A 20,463-nucleotide genomic window follows, 5' to 3' on the forward strand; every position below is an offset into this window, starting at 1 on the left:
CATTCCGCCCTTGATCTTCTGATGAGCAAACCGATGAAAAACGCAACCTTCTACGTGCTGGAAACCGATGCAACGAGCGATGGCCTTAGCGCCGTTGAAGCGCTGGTGTGCAATCTGGCGGAAACACGCTGGCGGGCCGGAAAGCGGGTGTTGATCGCCTGCGAAGATGAACAGCAAGCCATTCGTCTCGACGAAGCGCTGTGGCAACGACCGGCAAACGCCTTCGTGCCGCATAACCTGGCGGGTGAAGGCCCGCGCTACGGTGCGCCGGTTGAGCTGGCCTGGCCACAGCGTCGCGGCAGTTCACCGCGTGACCTGCTGATTAGCCTGCTGCCCCACTTCGCAGATTTTGCTACTGCTTTCCATGAAGTGATAGACTTCGTTCCTTACGAAGACACGCTCAAACAACTGGCGCGCGACCGCTATAAAGCGTATCGCAGCGTTGGATTCCAATTGAATACGGCAGCGCCACCACAGCCGCAAACGACATAGCAGAAATGGAAAAGACATATAACCCGCAAGATATCGAGCAGCCGCTTTACGAGCATTGGGAAAAGCAGGGCTACTTCAAACCGAATGGCGATACCAGCCAGGAAAGCTTTTGCATCATGATCCCGCCGCCGAACGTCACCGGTAGCTTGCACATGGGTCACGCCTTCCAGCAAACCATCATGGACACCATGATCCGTTACCAGCGCATGCAGGGGAAAAATACCCTGTGGCAGGCGGGTACGGACCACGCGGGCATCGCAACGCAGATGGTAGTTGAGCGCAAAATTGCGGCTGAAGAGGGCAAGACGCGCCAGGACTATGGCCGTGATGCGTTCATCGACAAAATCTGGCAGTGGAAAGCAGAGTCCGGCGGCACCATCACCCGCCAGATGCGCCGTCTGGGCAACTCCGTCGACTGGGAGCGCGAGCGCTTCACCATGGACGATGGCCTTTCCAACGCCGTGAAAGAGGTGTTTGTTCGCCTCTATAAAGAGAACCTAATCTACCGTGGCAAACGCCTGGTGAACTGGGATCCAAAACTGCGTACCGCAATCTCCGACCTGGAAGTGGAAAACCGCGAGAGCAAAGGCTCGATGTGGCATATCCGCTATCCACTGGCTGACGGCGCAAAAACCGCCGACGGTAAAGATTATCTGGTGGTCGCCACCACCCGTCCGGAAACCCTGCTGGGCGATACCGGCGTCGCCGTTAACCCGGAAGATCCACGTTACAAAGATCTGATCGGCAAATTTGTGATGCTGCCGCTGGTTGGCCGTCTTATCCCTATCGTTGGCGACGAACATGCCGACATGGAAAAAGGCACCGGCTGCGTCAAGATCACCCCGGCGCATGACTTCAACGACTATGAAGTCGGCCGTCGTCACAAACTGCCGATGATCAACATCCTGACCTTCGACGGCGATATCCGCGACCGTGCTCAGGTGTATGACACCAATGGCGAAGCCAGCGATGCCTGTTCCGATGAGATCCCGGCGGCTTTCCAGAACATGGAACGCTTTGCGGCGCGTAAAGCGATTGTTGCCGCTGTCGATGAACTCGGCCTGCTTGAAGAGATCAAACCCCACGATCTGACCGTGCCCTACGGCGACCGTGGCGGCGTGGTTATCGAGCCGATGCTGACTGATCAGTGGTATGTGCGTACCGCACCGCTGGCGAAAGTCGCGGTTGAAGCCGTTGAAAACGGCGACATCCAGTTTGTACCGAAGCAGTACGAAAACATGTACTTCTCCTGGATGCGCGATATTCAGGACTGGTGTATCTCCCGTCAGCTCTGGTGGGGTCACCGCATCCCGGCGTGGTATGACGACAACGGTAACGTCTACGTCGGCCGCACCGAAGACGAAGTGCGCGCCGAGAATAACCTGGCCGCCGACGTCGCGCTGCGTCAGGATGATGACGTGCTGGATACCTGGTTCTCCTCAGGTCTGTGGACCTTCTCCACCCTGGGCTGGCCGGAAAACACCGAAGCGCTGCGTACTTTCCATCCGACCAGCGTGCTGGTCAGCGGCTTCGACATCATCTTCTTCTGGATTGCCCGCATGATCATGCTGACCATGCACTTCATCAAAGATGAAAACGGCAAACCACAGGTACCGTTTAAAACCGTCTACATGACCGGTCTGATCCGTGATGAAGAAGGTCAGAAGATGTCGAAATCCAAGGGCAACGTGATTGACCCGCTGGATATGGTCGACGGCATTTCACTGGAAGCGCTGCTGGAAAAACGCACCGGCAACATGATGCAGCCACAGCTGGCGGAGAAAATCCGCAAACGTACCGAGAAGCAGTTCCCGGACGGCATCGAGCCATCAGGCACCGATGCGCTGCGTTTCACCCTGGCGGCGCTGGCCTCTACCGGTCGCGACATCAACTGGGACATGAAGCGCCTGGAAGGCTATCGCAACTTCTGTAACAAGCTGTGGAACGCCAGCCGCTTTGTGCTGATGAACACCGAAGAGCAGGATTGCGGACAGAACGGCGGCGAAATGACGCTGTCGCTGGCGGATCGCTGGATCCTGACCGAGTTCAACAACACGGTGAAAGCGTACCGTGAAGCGCTGGATAGCTACCGTTTCGATATCGCGGCTAACCTGCTGTATGACTTCACCTGGAACCAGTTCTGCGACTGGTATCTGGAGCTGACCAAGCCGGTCATGAACAGCGGCAGTGAATCTGAACTGCGTGGCACCCGTCATACGCTGGTTCACGTACTGGAAGCGCTGCTGCGTCTGGCGCATCCGATCATTCCGTTTATCACTGAAACCATCTGGCAGCGCGTGAAGGGGCTGAAAAATATCAGCGACGACACCATCATGCTGCAGCCTTTCCCGCAGTACGATGCGGCGAAAGAAGATGCCGAAGCGAAAGCGGACATCGAGTGGATGAAACAGGCGATCGTGGCGGTGCGTAATATCCGTGCCGAGATGAACATCGCACTGAGCAAGCCGCTGGATGTGCTGCTGCGTGACTGCTCGCCTGCGGCACTGCGTCGCGTTGAAGCTAACCGCAACTTCCTGTCGCGCCTGGCGCGTCTGGAAAGCCTGACCATTCTGCCTGCGGGCGAGAAAGGTCCGGTGTCGGTGACCAAACTGGTTGAAGGCGCAGAGCTGTTGATCCCGATGGCGGATCTGGTGGATAAAACCGCTGAGCTGGAGCGTCTGGCGAAAGAGCTGGTTAAGCTGGATGTGGAAATCGAGAAGATCGAGACCAAGCTGGCGAACGAAGGCTTTGTTTCGCGTGCCCCGGAAGCGGTGGTGGCGAAAGAGCGCGAACGCGTAGCGGACCTGCAACAATCAAAAACAAAACTGATTGAACAGCAGGCGGTCATTGCGGCGCTCTGATTGATTCCTCGCTCTGAATAAACCCCGCGCTCTGGCGCGGGGTTTTTTATATCATTTTTTCGATGACACCCTTCCCGTCCTTGTTTCAGCAGCAAGATGATCATGACTCTTTTCTAATACAGACAGGCATCTTTTTTCCCGGTCACTTTCTGACGTTAACTGAGTAAGCGCCGTGCGGGCTTTTAAAAAGTACGCATCTGTTTCATCCGGAGTCGGCTCAATAAATGGCATGCCGCATAGCTTATTAACATTGCCTTGATTAACGTATTTCATTACCGCGCCAGGATTTTCAGGTAAGGCATAGGCCATCGCGATGTCCAGACCTTCCTGAAAAGAGGTTGCGCCTAAGAATGGCGATCGATTAAGAATGGGGTAAAGTTCAATCCAGCGTGTCCGGCCCTGAGAAAGATATTCTGTTATCTTGTCATAATCAGCATCTGAAAGTGAACTGCTGTCGTTATTGCGGGATGCCGTAATCACTTTATCTGACAAAACATGTTCTGCAGAATTGAACCTTCCTGATGAACAGGAGACGGAAAACAATGCTAATAGCAAAATAATGAGCCATTTCATTTTACTATTAACTCCCTGTCGCCGCTATCCGCAATACTTTTTCTTACATTGAAAGACGCGACAATACAGCCATTCGAAGCGGTACCAAAGCCGTTATCTCCATGAATAAGAAATCCGGCGCGACCACACATATTGTTACCCGCATAAGGTATCAGACGGAGAACAAATCGTCCGGCTGTAGGATGCTTTGCCATAGGACTGGCAATCTTATACTTTCCTGCTGGCAAAGGACCTTTGTTCACCTCACATGCTAATGCAGGATCGTCTTTATATCCTTCAGCCCCGGCATATAACGCATCGAATTTATAGACACCATCTCGTGTAAAAGATCGCTTTCTGACGTCATAGACCCATGTCATACACGCTCCTTAAAATGACTCACAGAATTGCTGCGCCATTGATAGTTGAATTATGTGCGTTCCTTCCATGAATCGGAGTGCTGAATATTGCCATCACAGTACTTCCAGGTGATTTTTTCGTAGCGCAGCGTTACTGACTCAAGATGGTTCATATTTTCAATGGATTTGATGTTATGCATGAGTGGATTAACCGACACCACTTTCACTCCTTCAATGAACATATTGAAGTACTCCTCTTCCTGGCCAGCGTGATTAATACGGTACCATTTTATTTCAGCTGACCTGAGTGTTTGCCCGGAGGAGACTGCTTTATAGAGATAAGGGCTGGATGAGTCGAATTCTTTTTCGAATTCTAATGCACTATGAACACGCGTCCCTGTGAGTTTACCGGTGTGAGGATCGACCGGTATGCTCAAACCATGCATGAAACTAAGTACTTCAATACTTCCTTCTCGATGTTGGACGTCAACTGATCCTTTGATATCTGCGCCACCATCATCTTTCAGCCATAGGTAAGCTGGAATTGCCATGAAATTAATCCTTTAATTAGCGTTAAAGGTATTAACTTACAGGAGTAGCAGTCAGCATTTTTGATTCACATCAATTAAGACAAACAAATTGATTGTGAAGTAATCAGCACTATTAAGACCAGAAGATAGAAACAATCCCTTATTACTGAACATAGTAAGGTGTAAATGATAAAACAGATTTTCAAGTGACATTAAAAAACATGACGTTTTTAAAGCCTCCCTGCATTGTCAGGAATATTGCTTTTACATGACGATAATGTTACTTCTGGTAAACGTCTAACCGATTTACATAGCTCAACTCCCACATGATTTCTGACTCTCAGCACCTCCAGGTGCGGCCGATTACTGCCGCCGATAATCCGCATATCGCCCAGGTGATCCGCGACGTTTCCGCGGAGTTCGGCCTGACGGCTGACAAGGGCTACACCGTTTCCGATCCGCAGCTCGACCAGCTGTTTGAGCTCTACAGTGCCGAACAGAGCGCCTACTGGATTGTTGAGTATCAGGGCAAGGTGGTCGGCGGCGGCGGTGTTGCGCCGCTCGCCTGCAGCGCGCCCGATATCTGCGAACTGCAAAAGATGTACTTTCTGCCAGAGGTGCGCGGTCAGGGTCTGGCTCGCGAACTGGCGCTGCGGGCGATAGAACATGCACGCAGCCACGGTTTCCGTCGCTGCTATCTGGAAACCACCGCCAGCCTGACGCGGGCCATTAAACTTTATGAGTCACTCGGCTTTGAGCATATCGACAGCGCGATGGGCTGCACCGGCCATGTCGACTGCGAAGTGCGTATGTTGCGGAAGTTATAAGCCGCGCTCTACGTAACTCATATCGTTGATGGATTCAATCACGAACTCTCCGCTGTCGGTATAGCGCAGCCGGGTTACGCTCGCATTGTCCAGCGTCTGGTTTAACGACGTATCGCCAAGCGCCTGCAGTAGCGCTGTAATCGCCAGGCCATGCGTGACCACCAGAACGTTACCGCCGCCCTGCTGCCGGGCCTGCTGCGCTATCTCAGTCAGGCTATCGACCATTCGCTTCGCAACCTGCTGATAGCTTTCGGCCATGCCTGCTGATTTAATGCCTCTCAGTGCCGGCGTGCCTGACGCTTCCGCCTGCCGGATAGCGTCTATGATCCTGTCGACATGAACCTTGCCTTTGCCATAAGCCTCCATTAGCGCCGTATCGGATGCAAATCCCAACTGATGAGCAGCATCGTTCAACATATTATTATTCAGATCGCCCTCATACAGGCCAAAGCCCACTTCCCGCAATTCCCGGCGTTCGTTCAGCGGCAGCGGTGTTTTCCATGCCTGCATCACAAGCTGCGCGGTTTCTCTCGCTCTGCCAGCATCGCTGGACCAGACGGCGATAAACGGGATCGTCTGCAGACCGCGTCCCAGCTTTTGCGCCACCTCTACCCCCGCTGGCGTTAGCGGAGTATCTGCCCATCCCTGCGCGCGATGCACCGTGTTGAACATCGTTTTACCGTGCCGCGTAACGTAGAGAGTGACATCGGCGGCAAGGGCTTCGCCTGCGACAGCCCCAACCACAATAAGAATCAGCAACGCTTTAAAAATTCTTTTCATCGTATTTTCCTTATCTGAACAGGTTTAATTTATACTCAACCGCGATCTCGGCAGAAAGGCTGGGAGAACGCATATATTTCCCTTGCGCATTAAAAACCGGCGTTTCTTTATTATTCTTATATGACCAGCCATAACCGAATAGCGTAAAGACCGATAAATCCTTCAGGACCGGATGGGGTTCGATGAAGCGATTTATGAGCGCAACTTCCCCCGAACGTATACGCGTATTACGGTAATTAAACTGTCCATAGTTAATCTGAAACCCGCTAAAAATGCCTTTTGAAATTTCAAATTCCGTCTGCGACACCAGCGCCAGTTCTTTATCACGGGTATAATCTTTTCCGGCAGAGGTCAGGGCGTTGAAACGTCCACGGGTATTTTTTGTCAGCGGGCGCACATAATATCCCACCGCATTATGTTTGGGCGCCGAAGTCCAGGCGGCAGCGAATTTCTGTGTCCATCTGTCGTTAATCCAGTCTGCTTCACCGACATAGTGCCACGCGTGGTTATCGAACGATCTTTTGCTGGCCGCCATGCTTTTATAATTTTCCAGCCCCTGACTGCCATAAATTTGAGAGGACAAGCGCCAGTTCGGCGAGAGCGAGTAATTCGCTTCGATAACATGACGCCGCTGGTAGGCTTCCGCTTCGCCAAATGCGTAGGCGAGACGTCCGCGATCACCGGTATAGCTCAGTGCACCGGTATAGATCGCATTAATTTTTCGTCGGTCCTGGGTTTGCAGGGCAAGACTCTCCGGCGAGTCGTGGCGAAGCGTTTTGGTCACGTAAGCCAAATCCAGCCGTACCTTCTGCACGTTCAGCGCGCCGCTATAGCCTGAGTAACTGTTGCGTGACAAGCGTTCCGTGGTGGTCAGCACGCCGATGTTTTTTAATTCCTGCCAGCCCGCTTTTCCTTTAAATCCCGCATCCGCGTCCCCCAGCTTCACTTTCAGATAGCGTTCACCAAACTTGCTGAAGCCGTGCGCGTCAGCTTTTTGCTGATGACCGCCGCTGTCGTAAAGCAGGCCGCGCGTGGCAAAGTAGTCGCTGGCTCCCAGCCTGATCGCTCGGGTATAGGTTGCATCGAAACCCAGCCAGTCCCACTGATAGCCGGAACGAAAATTCAGGCTTGACGCCTGTCCCCAGGCATTATGAACGGTGGCAGGCTGCGCTTCATTTTCCTTGAGATACTTCCAGTGATTACGCAGTCTGAGATCGAGTTGCGAATCACGCAGGAAAGCATTGTCAGAGAACGATAATGCGTCGGAAAAGTCAGCCCATGCGCCAGATGGCTGCAAAAACAGTAAAATAAATAACGGAATACCGCGCTTTCCCCTCATGTTAATGACTCCTTCCATTAAATGCTTATTAGCAAAACTGGACGCCAAAAAAAAGTCGCTGATTCTTTTCCCCGGCTATAGCCGGTGCAAAAAAAAACCTGATTCACAACCCTCTCTGGCAAAGAGGCGTTATGAATCAGGTTTTGCTTGAAAAATAACAATCCTAATCCGGCAAGAGCACTATAGTTATTCCGCAAAGAAAAAACAGAAGAGATAAAATATTTTGTGAGGGGTCACTCAAATTATATTTTCGGAGGTAACGCGTTCATATTAGATTAACAGTTAATACTTATCTTTTTATTATTAATAAAATCAACCCGGTTCAATATAAAAAATAAACGGCCATCATTAGAGCGCCGTTTACTCTTTTCAGAACGCCGGTACGCCGCTGTGAAAGCGTAATTCGTTGTCGGGTTCGCTAATTAACCGCCCTTCTGTTGCCCCAATCGCCTGCACCCGCGGCGTGATGTCTCTGGTGGCAATCTGCGCCGCCAGGGTTAAATAGTCCTGATAATGTCGCGCCTCTGAGCGCAGCAGCGACAGATAGAACTTCGCCAGTTCGTCATCAAGATAAGGTGCCAGACTGGCGAAACGTTCGCAGGAGCGCGCCTCGATGTAAGCGCCGCATATCAGCTTATCCACCAGTGTTTCCGGTTCATGGGTGGTGACTTCGCGCAGCAGCGATTTGGCATAGCGGCTGGAAGTGATCTTCTGATAGACCAGCCCGCGAGACTGCATAATTTCCCACACCTGATAGAAGTGATGCAGCTCCTCTTTAATCAGCAGCACCATCTTCTCCACCAGCTCATCCGCCCACGGCAGCGCATTGCGCACGATGATACGTTTTGTCAGGTTCTTATGGGCGTTGATAAAGTCGCTGTCGCCATCTTCGCGGAAGATAAAATCTTCATAGGGTTTCAGCCACGCCAGAATGGCGTCGCCGCTGGGTTTGTCGGCAACATATTTGCGGATCAACCACACCGCGGTCTGCGCGGCTTTCAGTTCGCACACCAGATGGTCGGTTAACAGCAGGGTCAGATTTTCCGGCTTGCGCGCCTCATCAATCCAGGCCTGTGGCGTGCGGCAGTGCAGAAACTGATAGATCGGTTCAAGTAAGGGTGCGTAGTTCATGATGTTAAAACAGGTGGCAGGGGTGACAGGCGGAGAACTCTCCGCCCCGGCTACTTAGTGGCGAATACCATCATCATCTTCATCTTCGATGGCGTCGTCATCTTCATCTTCGGCATCGGGATCTTCGAAATAGGTGCCCCAGCCGTCGTAATCGACGTTGTACTTACCAATCAGGTTCACCAGCTGCTCAACCTGCACATCGATCAGTTCAGGCTTCAGGGCGGATTCGCTGATGATGTCGACGCACATCACGGTGGTGCCATCTTCCAGCTCCAGCTCTTCCGGCTCGGTCACTTCATAACCCAGCTTGAACGCATCAACGGCCGCTTTTTCCAGCGAATCAAAATTATTGCATGAGAGATGGTGCTCGATGGTATAGAGCGCATCAGGATCGCTGCCATCCTCCAGCAGCTCTTCGATAATCTGCCGCGTCTCTTCCTGCTGCTCTTCCAGTAATGCTTCATATGCCATGACGATATCCTCTCTGAGTTCGGCAATAATCAATTATTTTCCCATACTGCCCGTCGCGCCACTACACAAAACGAAAAGTTTATTAGCCCTGCACTTGAAAATGCATATTCATACGGTTAGATTGAATTTTAATTCACTTTAATGATTACCGGAGTGTTGTATGAGTCAGCTGTATCAGCGCCATTTCCTCAGGCTTCTGGATTTTACGCCCGCCGAGATTGATCACCTGCTTACCCTTTCCGCTGAATTGAAACGGGCGAAAAAAAGTGCCCAGGAAGTGCAGCATCTGAAAGGTAAAAACATCGCGCTCATCTTCGAAAAAGACTCGACCCGTACCCGATGCTCTTTCGAAGTTGCCGCTTACGATCAGGGTGCGAACGTCACCTATCTTGGGCCGAGTGGCAGCCAGATCGGCCATAAAGAGTCGATGCGCGACACCGCGCGGGTGCTGGGCCGGATGTATGATGGCATTCAGTATCGCGGTTACGGTCAGGAACTGGTGGAAACGCTGGCGGAACATGCCGGTGTGCCGGTGTGGAACGGCCTGACCACCGAGTTTCATCCGACCCAGCTGCTGGCCGACCTGCTGACCATGCAGGAGCATCTGCCGGGCAAAAAACTCAGCGAGATGACGCTGGTTTATGTAGGTGATGCGCGTAACAACATGGGCAACACCATGCTGGAAGCCGCCGCACAGGTGGGGCTGGATCTGCGTCTGGTGGCACCAAAGAGCTGCTGGCCAGAGGAGCAACTGGTGGCGCAGTGCCGCGCAGCCGCGCAGCAGACCGGCGGGAAAATTACCCTCACCGAACATATTGCCGACGGCGTGAAAGGCGCTGACTTTATCTACACCGATGTCTGGGTGTCGATGGGCGAAGCCAAAGCGGTGTGGGCCGAGCGTATCGCGCTGCTGCGTGACTATCAGGTGAACCGGGCGATGCTCGATCTGACCGGCAACCCGCAGGTTAAATTTCTGCACTGTCTGCCCGCCTTCCACGACGATCAGACCACGCTGGGCCAGCAGATGGCGGAACAGTACGATCTGCCCAACGGCATGGAAGTGAGCAACGAGGTGTTTGAGTCACCACACAGCATTGTGTTCGACCAGGCTGAGAACCGGATGCACACGATTAAAGCGGTAATGGTGGCCACGCTGGGCCAGCGCTGAGGTGAACGTGGTGGGAGATAAATCACCCCAGTTTCTGATTAAGAAGCCAGCTCCACATCAGCTTTAATTTCGCTCAAGCCACCTCTCAAGGTGGCTTTTTCTGTTATAGGGAAAAATGCGCCTGGTTCTCAAAGATCTCAAAAAGATCATTTTCACCGGATTCATGGTTTATTGTTGAGTAGAATGCATGTCAGGGTCGATGAAGATTCGGATCATTTTGGCAACGAGCAAGAGGTAACACCCTCTCACTATAAATTTTTGTTATTCTTTTTTTAATATGGTCTACATCAACCTTAATACAAGCACACCCATAACCATAACCTCCATTCGTTTTAACATATTCCTTATCTGTAAAATCTTTTAAATTATCAATCCCATCAGAAAAAAAACCTCCCTGAGAAGATATATCCCAAATTCCATCTTTATCAATTATCCATTTATTTCCTGGACTGGGGTTTTGTAGCCAGCCACATCTTAGCTCACTACCAACTGAACTTAAGCTAATTGATAATAATATTAAAAAAAACAATGTAATTTTCACTTCAGCTCCCCTGAATCAAGCTTAGTAAGAAATTCGTTAGCAAATTCTTTTATTTGCTCCGCGTGATCCAGACCATTTATGCATTTTCTAGCATTAAAAAAATCAGATTCAATATGATTAACATAATTAGACAATTTCTTACCTGTAAAAACACCATTTTTGAAACCATCTATTAGAATGAACAAAGCGTTATTAGGTTCAAGTGCTTTGTCTGGCTGAGAAAATAAATCAACACCCAGTTTTTCTGAATAGGCTTTATAATTGTAATCCCATGTAATTTGAACATACCCTCGCCCGTAGTAGGGATAATAGCGATAGTGTTTTCTTCGATACTCATCAGTTGAAGTATGTCCTATCCAGTCTCCCTCCCTTACGGGCTGAAATGTATCTCCAGTCTCTCTTTTAACCGTAGCTAAAATATATGCGATCTGTGAATGGAGGTTTAATCCTTGTTTTCTACTTTCTTCGATAATTGCGTGAATAGTGCCTTCTCTTGTGGAAAAATCATATTCATTAACCTTTATCGCATCAAGAAACACAATCGGATGCATATGCCACAGCGCTTCACTACTGCGGATTTCAGGCACCTGTTTCATCCACACCAGTGCATTGATGAAGTCGCGGTTATACAACGCCAAATCCGGATATTTCTTCGCCTGCTCATCCAGAGCGGCCTGCCACAGGGCCGACATCCCGTCCTTCAGCCACTCGCTGTGGTGCTTCACAACCAGACGCTCCACCTGATACCGGATGTGTGGCTGACTGTTGTGCAGAAACCGCCACAGTTCACCGGCGTCAATCACCCCGTCCCGGTTCGTATCCATCTGCTTCACCAGCTTCTGATATCTTTCGGTATAGCTGGCTGAGTACATGTCCCTCGTTTCACTCCTGGCCAGCGCCTCCAGCCGCCCGAACACTCTTCCGCAGCCAGCTCTCTTTCGGGGTCTGGAAAATGCTCTGCGGTGTGTCCTCCTGCTCCAGCGGCATAAAGCCCCGCTTTCCAAGCTCAAACTGATTCACCTTCTCCACGTCTTCAGCCGCCATCCATGCGCTCTCACCGGGGATGCAGTACCAGCACTTTCCATCTGCTTCCATCCTGCGGCACTCACCTTCCGGCGTGTAGCGCTCCGCGATACTGGGTGAAGGGTCACCATCCACGCCGGCCACAATGAACCTCTTTTCCCTTTCCCGGTACATCCAGCGCGTCCTGCCCGCCAGCGTGTGCAGCTCCGCCGTTCCGTTTGTCGTACCGGCCGCATTTGCCAGGAAACTTTTCATGCGCGCGTCCTGGCTGAACACCTCAAGATGGCAGAAGTGCTCCGGGGCATCGAAGGGCTGTTCATACAGGCCAAGGTGCCCGATGACTTCTCCCGCCTTTACCACCGGAGCATCCTCCCCGGAAACCGTCACCACCTGATTAAATACGCCGTGCTCACGGGCGGCCTGCATCCAGGCCGGCAGGGCATCCTCATGCCGCTTCACGAACCTGGCCAGCCCCGAAATCCAGCCGGACTCTCCGGCAGATAACCCGCTCTTTGCCCCTTCAGGTACCGACACCACGGACACGAAGATAAACGGAGCCGGCCTGCCTTTAAGCAGAAAAGTGGCCTCCTGCTTAACTTCCACCACGGTACCGCGCGGCAGCGTGGTGTGTGTATCCTGCGGCACCTCGTAGTAACGCCGCGCATCGGACGGAACGCTGACGCCTTCTGTCAGCCCGCCGCGCATCCAGCCCGGAAACGTATTGTGCTCGCGGATTTTCAGCGTGCCGGCGGTGACGGTTGCGGTCCGCACGCCGGTCACGCCGTACTCAGACAGCGGGGCAACCTGCATCCACAGGGTGTAGAAATCCAGCGCGTTATCGGGCCTGTCGCTGTCCGGGATGCAGGTGGATTTGATAAGAAGAAAGGAGGAGCTGAATTTCAGCGTTCTTTTTCCAAACGCTGCGGTCTGATAATCATCGTTCAGCCGCCAGGCAACCGCGTGACCGTCCGTCATGGATTTCAGGCCGGAGCTGCCGGGTTTAAAGACGGCGTTTCCGGCAAAGCCATCATACAGGTGGATGCCACCGTGCCAGTGCTCTGCCTGCTTCATCAGCCAGTGTGTGTCTCCCCGGCTTCCCTGCATGGCAGCCATGAACTCCGCTGCCGAATGATAGCCGTCAACCGGCAGTACCATCTTCATCCCGTTCTCCCTGAACTTAGTGTGGATATATGCGCATCATACACTGCTCAGAACTTAACCCAAATACCCTCAGTTATTTGTTCACTGAAATGTTTGCCTACAACGGAATATCGACGATTTTTTAAGCTCCCCTTTAGTTCGCCAACGCTAATAACTTCACTTTGTCATTTCGCTACTAACTTCAGGCACTAGTTTGCCACACCCCTGAATAACCACTGAAGATGCACAGCCGTCAACGGTTTCGTTATGCTCCTTTTCCTCTTGCTGACCCACCGCGAACGGGTATAATGCGGCCCAATTTGCCGGAGGAAATATGCTACAGCACAGCGGACAATTTGACGCTCAATCACGCCTGACCGCAGGCGGTGCTACTGTTTCTTTCGGTCATCGACCCGATCTTAAAAAAGCCCCTTAAGCAGGGGCTTTTTTTTGTCCGCAATCCGGCCGCGCAGAGGAGACAGCTATGGCTAACCCGCTATATCGCAAGCACATTATTTCAATCAACGACCTCAGTCGTGAAGAGCTGGAACTGGCGCTACACACCGCCGCGAAGCTTAAAGCCCATCCGCAGCCGGAACTGCTGAAGCACAAGGTTATCGCCAGCTGCTTTTTTGAGGCGTCGACCCGTACCCGCCTGTCGTTTGAAACCGCCATTCATCGCCTCGGCGCGTCAGCGGTGGGCTTTGCTGACGGCAGTAATACGTCGCTGGGCAAAAAAGGCGAAACCCTGGCCGACACCATTTCAGTGATTAGCACCTACGTCGATGCCATTGTGATGCGTCACCCGCAGGAAGGCGCGGCGCGGCTGGCGACCGAATTCTCCGGTGGCATCCCGATTCTCAACGCCGGTGACGGCGCGAACCAGCATCCGACCCAGACGCTGCTTGATCTCTTCACCATTCAGGAGACGCAGAGCCGTCTTAATCAGCTGAATGTGGCGATGGTCGGCGACCTGAAGTATGGCCGCACCGTCCACTCCCTGACCCAGGCGCTGGCGAAGTTTGACGGCAACCGCTTCTTCTTTATCGCGCCCGATGCGCTGGCGATGCCGGCCTATATCACCGATATGCTGGATGAGAAGAATATCAGCTGGTCACGTCACGACAGCTTTGAAGAGGTGATGCCGCAGCTCGATATCCTCTACATGACGCGCGTGCAGAAAGAACGGCTCGATCCGTCAGAATATGCCAACGTCAAAGCGCAATTCATTCTGCGCGCTGCCGATCTCGCTACGGCGCGCGACAATATGAAGGTACTGCACCCGCTGCCGCGCATCGACGAAATCACCACCGATGTCGATAAAACCCCGTATGCCTGGTATTTCCAGCAGGCGGGTAACGGCATCTATGCGCGCCAGGCTCTGCTGGCACTGGTTTTAAACAGCGAACTCGCCCTGTAAGGAGATACCCCCATGACGCAGGACAACAAACTGCAGGTCGAAGCGATCAAACGCGGCACGGTCATCGACCATATTCCGGCGCAGATCGGCTTTAAATTGCTCTCTCTGTTCCGGCTGACCGAAACCGATCAGCGCATTACCATTGGCCTGAATCTGCCCTCAGGCGAGATGGGCCGCAAAGATCTGATCAAGATTGAGAACACCTTTCTCACCGACGATCAGGTCAATCAGCTGGCGGTCTATGCGCCCCATGCTACGGTCAACCGCATCGACGACTATGAAGTAGTGGCGAAGATCGCCCCGACGCTGCCGGACCACGTTGAACGGGTGCTGACCTGCCCGAACAGCAACTGCATCAGCCGCAGCGAGCCGGTCTTCTCCAGCTTTGCCGTGAAGCAGCGCGCCGACGATGTGCATCTGAAGTGCAAATATTGCGAAAAAGAGTTCGCCCGCCATGTGGTGCTGGGTCACTGGTAATCGCCCTGCCCGACCTTATAATGGGCAACACCGGCGGCATCGCCGCCTGACGACGTAATCAAAGGAGCAATGATGTCTCGTGAAATCAGTACTGAAAAAGCCCCTGCCGCTATCGGCCCCTATGTTCAGGGTGTCGATCTGGGCAGCATGATCATCACCTCTGGCCAGATCCCGGTGGATCCGGCGACCGGCCAGGTGGCGGATGACGTTGCCGCACAGGCGCGTCAGTCACTGGAAAATGTGAAGGCGATTGTTGAAGCAGCAGGTCTGAAGGTCGGCGACATCGTGAAGACCACGGTGTTCGTAAAAGATTTAAATGACTTCGCCACGGTCAATGCGGCTTATGAGGCGTTTTTCACCGAGCATGAAGCGCACTTCCCGGCGCGTTCCTGTGTCGAAGTGGCGCGTCTGCCAAAAGATGTGAAGATCGAAATCGAAGCGATTGCCCTCCGTCGCTAATCTCCGTTGTTAACATCTATTGTTAACGAGGGCGCCCGCCTCTCTCCGGCTATCCCGGAGAGAGGCGGTGAATCGCTTAACGCTTAGCCGGTCGCCACAGCCACAGCAGCGCTATCGCCAGCGCAAACAGCACGCCAAAACCGACGCCCGTCGCCACCGCAGGGGCACCCGCCTTGATCGCCAGCGTATAGAGCCCCAGCATGATCAGCATGGCGCTGTTCTCACCCAGATTCTGCACCGCAATCGCATTACCTGAACCGACGCTCTCTTTGCCCCGCGCCTGCAACAGCGCATTCAGCGGCACCACAAAGAAACCGCCCAGCGCGCCAATCAGCATCAGCACCAGATAGGCATTCAGCAGAGAATGCTGCAGCGCGAAGACGACGACCATCACACCAATCAGCACACCGGCTGGCATACAGCGACGCACCGTTTCAAGCGTCACCAGCTTCGCCGCCGCCGCCGCCCCAATCACAATCCCGATCGCCACCATAGCATTCAGGGTCGTTGGTGTGGTGTTGTCACTGATGCCCAGCGCCACCGGCACCCACAGCACCAGCAGAAAACGCAGCGTCACGCCTGCGCCCCAGAACAGGCTGGTGCCGAGCAGCGAGAAGCGCGTCTCCGCATCACGCCATAGCAGCGCGGCAGCACTGAAAAAACTGCCTACCATCATACCCAGCTGCCAGCTCTGACCAGGACGCGCCGCCTGCAGTTTCGGGATAAACAGGTTGGCCACCACGGCAATGCCGTAGGTCAGCGCACAGATCCCCAGCGCCGCCAGCAGATGCCAGTCAGCCAGCATCCCGCCCGCCACTGAGCCGAGCAGAATGGCGGCGATGGTCGATCCCTCCATCAGCCCGTTGGCTTTCACCAGCTTCTCACCGTGGGTGATCTCACCGAGGATGCCATATTTAGCCGGGGAGTAGGCCGCTGCGCCCGCGCCCACCAGGGTATATCCGAGGAAGGGGTTGAAGCCGAAGCAGATCACCAGCGCGCCCAGCAGCTTCAGGCTGTTGGCGAGCATCATCACTCGCCCTTTTGCCATGCTGTCCGCGACCTGACCGACAAACGGTGCCAGCAGAATGTAGGCCGCGACAAAGAGCATCTGCAGCACCGGCTGACTCCAGTCGGGATAGAACTGGCTTTTCAGCACGGCCAGCGTGGCAAACAGCAGCGCGTTATCGCCGAAGGCCGAAAAGAACTGGGCGATAATCACGGCGATCATGCCGCGTGACATCAGCGGCGCATTACGATCAAGGCTCATGCCTGCTCCTCTTCCGCCATTTTTTTCAGCGTGACGTAATCGGGTTTACCGCTGCCCAGCTGCGGCAACTGCTTCATCACCCGGATATCACGCGGCAGCGCCAGTTCTGGCGCACCCAGCTCGCGGGCCGCTTTCTGCAGGCTGTCGCGCGCCAGTTCAGCGTCGGTGGTGAACAGCACCAGCGCCTCACCACGCTGACCATCCGGGCGCAGCGAGGCGGCATGTTGTTTATCCGGCGACGCCTTCAGAGCGATCTGCTCGACGATCTCCAGCGACACCATCTCACCGGCAATCTTCGCAAAGCGTTTGGCACGCCCCTGAATCTGGCAGAAACCGCCGTCATCAAAGCTGACGATATCACCCGTGTCATACCAGCCCGATTCCTGATTGCCTTCGCCATCGTCGGCGACCGGCACTTCCAGCACGCCTGGATTCTCGACGCGCAGATAGCCCTTCATCACGTTCGGTCCGCGCAGTTGCAGCCGTCCGCCCTGCTCAATGCCCGGCACCGACATCAGCCGCGAATCCATGCCCGGCAGAATGCGTCCGACGGTGTGCGCCTTCGCCGCCATCGGCACGTTAATCGCGACCACTGGCGCGCATTCGGTTACGCCGTAGCCTTCAAGAATGCGAATGCCATACTTCTCCATGTAGAGCTGACGGGTGTTCTCCTGCAGCTTCTCCGCCCCCGCCACCACATAGCGCAGGCGGGCAAAATCATAGGGCGCGGCAAAGCGCGCGTAGTTGCCGAGGAAGGTCGAGGTGCCAAACAGCACGGTGCAGTTGCGGTCATAGACCAGCTCCGGCACGATGCGATAGTGCAGCGGGCTGGGATAGAGGAACACCTGGGCGCCGGTCATCAGCGGCGTAAACAGCCCGACGGTCAGACCAAACGCATGGAACAGCGGCAGCGCCGACATAAAGCGGTCGCGCGGGGTGAAGTCGGCGATGGTGCGGATCTGTTCAACGTTCGCCAGCAGGCTTTTATGCGAATGCACCACCCCTTTGGGGTTGCCTTCCGAGCCGGAGGTAAACAGCACCATCGCGGCGTCTTCCGGCTGCTGGGGCAGCTGCGCGCGATGCGGCATCAGCAGATGGGCGACGATCCACAGTTTGTCCTTACTGGTCACGGTATCTTTCAGATCTTCCAGATAGATCCACTGCACATCATCGAGCCCCTGCGGCAGATGCCACAGGTTGCCTTTGTCCAGGAACTGGCGAGACGTGAAGACCGTTTTGATCTGCGCGGCGGTCAGTGCCGCCCGCATGCCGTTCACGCCGGCCGTATAGTTGAGCATCGCCGGAACGCGTCCGCGCAGGGATGCTCCGAAAATCGCCGCCGCCGTGACGGTGGTATTGGGCAGCAGCAGCCCTACCACTTCGCGCGGCTGGCTGTAGCGTTCCAGAATACGGCCCACGCCCAGCGCCTTCTTCAGCAGTCCGTTGTAGCTGTCAGGTTTGAAATTGACATCTTCGATGCAGCGCTTAAACGCGCCATAACGCGTACGCGCCGCCAGAAACGCCTCAAACAGGGTTTCACGCGGACGCACCGCCATGCGCGCTTCCATCATCACATGATGCAGATGCTCACCGGCCAGCACGCGCCGATCGCGCGCCCGTTTCGCCTCCGGCATCGGAATGCGGGTGGCGGGCAGAATCGTCAGGGTGATGCGGGGGAACAGGCGACGTTTAAACACGCCCGCCAGACGACCAAACGGCGTGTACTCTGCGCCTTCAATGCGCATCGGCACCACATTCGCGCCCGAACGCGCCGCGACAAAACCCGCCCCGCTGTAGATCTTCATCAGCGAGCCGGTGACGGTAATGCGTCCTTCCGGGAAGATCACCACCGGACGGCCACTGTCGATCAGCCTGACCAGCTGTTTGAGCGCCATGGGTTTGGTGGGATCGAGCGGCACATAGTCGATAAAGGGTTTAACCAGCCGCATAAACCAGCTTTCGCTGATGGTCGAATAGACCGCATAGACCGGCTTAATCGGCAAAAATAGCGCCAGCAATATGCCGTCGAGAAACGACATATGGTTCGGCGTGATCAATACCTTCTGCTTATGCAGTTCGGCGACGTCGCCACGCAGTTCGACCCGCCATAACAGGCGAAATATCAGGCGCAATAGTGTGAAAACCATGCCGGCTCCTTAGCATCGTGAAAATAGCCCCTCACGATGCAGGATTTGAGGCGGTTCGACAACAGAATTATCGGTAACCTGACGCCGCCTTCAGGGTGCCTGCCAGCCACCGCCCAGTGCCGCAATCAGCGCCACACTGCTGACCCACTGCGTGCTCTGCAGCGTCAGCAAACTCTGCTGCGCGCTCAGGCGGCTGTTTTCGGTGGTCGCCACATCCAGATACGTAATCATGCCCGCCTCATACTGCAAACGGGTTACCCGCGCAGAGGTCTGCGCCGCGTCGGTGGCGCGCTGCTGCGCGGCGATCTCACCCTGCAGCGTGTTCAGCTCCACCAGCTTATCTTCCACCTCCTGTATTGCGGTCAGCACTGTCTGACGATAGGTCGCAACGCTGGCATCCCAGCCCGCTCGTGCCTGATCGACCTGTGCTGCGGTCGCACCAAAATCCAGCAGCGTGCCGCTCAGCTCCGGCCCCAGCGACCAGACGCGATTCGGCAGCGAGAAGAGCGAATGCAGCACGGAAGAACTGACGCCACCGCTGGCGCTCAGGGTCAGGTCGGGATAGTAACCGGCCACCGCCACGCCCACCGCAGCATTGGCCGCGGCCATGTTACGTTCGGCGTAAGCAATGTCGGGACGGCGCTGCAACAGCTCGCCCGGCAGGGCTGCCGGAATCGCGGGCAGCGTGGCCGTCAGCGGCGCGGCGGTCAGGCTGAATTCAGCGGGTGCTTTGCCGATCAGCAGCGCAATGGCGTGCTCCATCTGCGCGCGCTGCCACTGATAATCCTGCGCCGAGGCGCTGGCGCTCTCCAGCTGCAGCTGCGCCTGAGCCAGGGTGGCACGCGACGCGGTGCCCGCCTGATACTGGCTGGTAATCACTTTCAGATAGCGCTGATAAGCATCAACGCTCTGCTGATAGAGCGCGATTTTCTGATCCATGATGCGCAGCTGGAAATAGTCCTGCGCCAGCTCAGACTGGGCGCTCAGGGTGATATTGGCCAGTTCCGCCGCGCTGGCCGAGGCGCTGGCGCGGTTCTCCTCCAGCGTGCGTCGCAGTTTGCCCCACAGGTCCAGCTCCCAGCTGGCACTCAGCTCCGCCTGATGGCTGCTGCTGGTGGTGCGAACGCTGCTGTCAGTCGCGTGGCTGCCGCTGCGCGTCGCGCTGCCGTAATAGCCCAGCGAGGGAAACAGCGCCGCGCGTGACTCACTCGCCAGCGCCTGTGCCTGCCGGTACTGCGCGGCATAATTCGCCACGTTCTGGTTCGAGATGCTCACCTGGTTCAGCAGGCCGCTCAGGGTGGCGTCGTGATAAACCGCCCACCATTCGCCTTTGCTTTGCGCATCAAGCGGCGTCGCCTGCTGCCAGCCTCTGGCCTCTTTATAGTGGACCGGCATCACCATCGCGGGGCGCTGATAGTCGGGACCGACGCTACAGCCGCCCAGCAGCAGCATCACAACAAAGGGGATAAGCGGTTTCAT

The 20,463-nt window shown here is 54.7% G+C and carries 20 protein-coding genes; 7 read left to right on the forward strand and 13 right to left on the reverse strand.

Going from position 1 to position 20,463, the window contains the following annotated elements; genetic code table 11:
* The first annotated feature begins 33 nt into the window (after positions 1 to 33).
* A complete protein-coding gene (locus ACXKZD_RS16880) occupies positions 34 to 492 on the forward strand; it encodes a DNA polymerase III subunit chi (protein ID WP_010251657.1) in 459 nt (152 codons plus the stop codon).
* A 5-nt stretch (positions 493 to 497) separates the two neighbouring features.
* Complete coding sequence (locus ACXKZD_RS16885) at positions 498 to 3,353, forward strand: valine--tRNA ligase (protein WP_010251660.1); 2,856 nt, start codon at positions 498 to 500, stop codon at positions 3,351 to 3,353.
* A gap of 51 nt (positions 3,354 to 3,404) precedes the next feature.
* Here ACXKZD_RS16885 and ACXKZD_RS16890 read toward each other — a convergent pair whose 3' ends face one another.
* Genes ACXKZD_RS16890 through ACXKZD_RS16900 form a run of 3 tightly spaced genes read right to left on the reverse strand, consistent with a single transcriptional unit; the run spans position 3,405 to position 4,815 of the window.
* The gene (locus ACXKZD_RS16890; protein WP_062759385.1) at positions 3,405 to 3,926 is read right to left on the reverse strand and encodes a hypothetical protein; all 522 of its coding nucleotides are present in this window, start codon (positions 3,924 to 3,926) and stop codon (positions 3,405 to 3,407) included.
* Positions 3,923 to 4,285, reverse strand: a complete 363-nt coding sequence (locus tag ACXKZD_RS16895; protein ID WP_010671784.1) for a tlde1 domain-containing protein — start codon at positions 4,283 to 4,285, stop codon at positions 3,923 to 3,925. The genes ACXKZD_RS16890 and ACXKZD_RS16895 overlap by 4 nt, the downstream gene beginning before the upstream one ends.
* Before the next feature lie 50 nt (positions 4,286 to 4,335).
* A complete protein-coding gene (locus ACXKZD_RS16900; RefSeq protein WP_010671785.1) occupies positions 4,336 to 4,815 on the reverse strand; it encodes an Hcp family type VI secretion system effector in 480 nt (159 codons plus the stop codon).
* Positions 4,816 to 5,120: 305 nt separating this feature from the next.
* Here ACXKZD_RS16900 and ACXKZD_RS16905 point away from each other — a divergent pair, with 305 nt between their 5' ends.
* Positions 5,121 to 5,621, forward strand: coding sequence for a GNAT family N-acetyltransferase (locus ACXKZD_RS16905; protein WP_010671786.1), 501 nt, complete (start codon positions 5,121 to 5,123; stop codon positions 5,619 to 5,621).
* Here ACXKZD_RS16905 and ACXKZD_RS16910 read toward each other — a convergent pair.
* The 4 genes from ACXKZD_RS16910 to rraB all read right to left on the reverse strand — a co-directional run bounded on the left by ACXKZD_RS16910 (position 5,616) and on the right by rraB (position 9,342).
* Complete coding sequence (locus ACXKZD_RS16910; RefSeq protein WP_061901813.1) at positions 5,616 to 6,401, reverse strand: histidine phosphatase family protein; 786 nt, start codon at positions 6,399 to 6,401, stop codon at positions 5,616 to 5,618. The genes ACXKZD_RS16905 and ACXKZD_RS16910 overlap by 6 nt on opposite strands.
* Before the next feature lie 10 nt (positions 6,402 to 6,411).
* Positions 6,412 to 7,740 (reverse strand): hypothetical protein, encoded by a 1,329-nt coding sequence (locus ACXKZD_RS16915; protein ID WP_488981754.1) that lies wholly within the window; start codon positions 7,738 to 7,740, stop codon positions 6,412 to 6,414.
* 369 nt (positions 7,741 to 8,109) lie between these two features.
* Positions 8,110 to 8,871 carry a tRNA isopentenyl-2-thiomethyl-A-37 hydroxylase MiaE gene (gene miaE / locus ACXKZD_RS16920; protein WP_033769520.1) on the reverse strand — a complete coding sequence of 254 codons (762 nt, stop codon included), beginning with the start codon at positions 8,869 to 8,871 and terminating at the stop codon, positions 8,110 to 8,112.
* Between the two features lie 54 nt (positions 8,872 to 8,925).
* Complete coding sequence (gene rraB, locus ACXKZD_RS16925) at positions 8,926 to 9,342, reverse strand: ribonuclease E inhibitor RraB (protein ID WP_010251675.1); 417 nt, start codon at positions 9,340 to 9,342, stop codon at positions 8,926 to 8,928.
* A 160-nt stretch (positions 9,343 to 9,502) separates the two neighbouring features.
* On the opposite strand from rraB, the gene argF reads away from it, so the two are divergent.
* Complete coding sequence (gene argF / locus ACXKZD_RS16930) at positions 9,503 to 10,510, forward strand: ornithine carbamoyltransferase (protein WP_033780487.1); 1,008 nt, start codon at positions 9,503 to 9,505, stop codon at positions 10,508 to 10,510.
* Between the two features lie 190 nt (positions 10,511 to 10,700).
* On the opposite strand, the gene ACXKZD_RS16935 is transcribed toward argF, so the two are convergent.
* The 3 genes from ACXKZD_RS16935 to ACXKZD_RS16945 are packed head-to-tail and all read right to left on the reverse strand — an operon-like array spanning position 10,701 to position 13,235.
* On the reverse strand, positions 10,701 to 11,051 hold the full coding sequence (locus ACXKZD_RS16935) for a DUF4087 domain-containing protein (RefSeq protein WP_072014609.1): 351 nt from the start codon (positions 11,049 to 11,051) through the stop codon (positions 10,701 to 10,703).
* The gene (locus tag ACXKZD_RS16940; protein ID WP_488981755.1) at positions 11,048 to 11,923 is read right to left on the reverse strand and encodes an EF-hand domain-containing protein; all 876 of its coding nucleotides are present in this window, start codon (positions 11,921 to 11,923) and stop codon (positions 11,048 to 11,050) included. The genes ACXKZD_RS16935 and ACXKZD_RS16940 overlap by 4 nt, the downstream gene beginning before the upstream one ends.
* A gap of 10 nt (positions 11,924 to 11,933) precedes the next feature.
* Positions 11,934 to 13,235 (reverse strand): hypothetical protein, encoded by a 1,302-nt coding sequence (locus ACXKZD_RS16945; RefSeq protein ID WP_488981756.1) that lies wholly within the window; start codon positions 13,233 to 13,235, stop codon positions 11,934 to 11,936.
* Between the two features lie 463 nt (positions 13,236 to 13,698).
* Between ACXKZD_RS16945 and pyrB the strand changes: the two genes are divergently transcribed.
* The 3 genes from pyrB (at position 13,699) to ridA (ending at position 15,570) form a co-directional block, all read left to right on the forward strand.
* A complete protein-coding gene (gene pyrB / locus ACXKZD_RS16950) occupies positions 13,699 to 14,634 on the forward strand; it encodes an aspartate carbamoyltransferase (protein WP_010251681.1) in 936 nt (311 codons plus the stop codon).
* Positions 14,635 to 14,646: 12 nt separating this feature from the next.
* On the forward strand, positions 14,647 to 15,111 hold the full coding sequence (gene pyrI / locus ACXKZD_RS16955) for an aspartate carbamoyltransferase regulatory subunit (protein ID WP_010251684.1): 465 nt from the start codon (positions 14,647 to 14,649) through the stop codon (positions 15,109 to 15,111).
* Positions 15,112 to 15,183: 72 nt separating this feature from the next.
* Complete coding sequence (gene ridA, locus ACXKZD_RS16960; protein ID WP_010251687.1) at positions 15,184 to 15,570, forward strand: 2-iminobutanoate/2-iminopropanoate deaminase; 387 nt, start codon at positions 15,184 to 15,186, stop codon at positions 15,568 to 15,570.
* Positions 15,571 to 15,646: 76 nt separating this feature from the next.
* Here ridA and lplT read toward each other — a convergent pair whose 3' ends face one another.
* The 3 genes from lplT to ACXKZD_RS16975 all read right to left on the reverse strand — a co-directional run bounded on the left by lplT (position 15,647) and on the right by ACXKZD_RS16975 (position 20,463).
* Positions 15,647 to 16,837 carry a lysophospholipid transporter LplT gene (gene lplT, locus ACXKZD_RS16965; RefSeq protein WP_488981757.1) on the reverse strand — a complete coding sequence of 397 codons (1,191 nt, stop codon included), beginning with the start codon at positions 16,835 to 16,837 and terminating at the stop codon, positions 15,647 to 15,649.
* The gene (gene aas / locus ACXKZD_RS16970; protein ID WP_089414629.1) at positions 16,834 to 18,984 is read right to left on the reverse strand and encodes a bifunctional acyl-ACP--phospholipid O-acyltransferase/long-chain-fatty-acid--ACP ligase; all 2,151 of its coding nucleotides are present in this window, start codon (positions 18,982 to 18,984) and stop codon (positions 16,834 to 16,836) included. Before aas ends, lplT begins: the two co-directional genes overlap by 4 nt.
* A 90-nt stretch (positions 18,985 to 19,074) precedes the next feature.
* Entirely contained in the window at positions 19,075 to 20,463 is a 1,389-nt protein-coding gene (locus ACXKZD_RS16975) for an efflux transporter outer membrane subunit (protein ID WP_488981758.1), read from the reverse strand.

This window comes from Pantoea sp. ABR1s, from assembly GCF_057812235.1.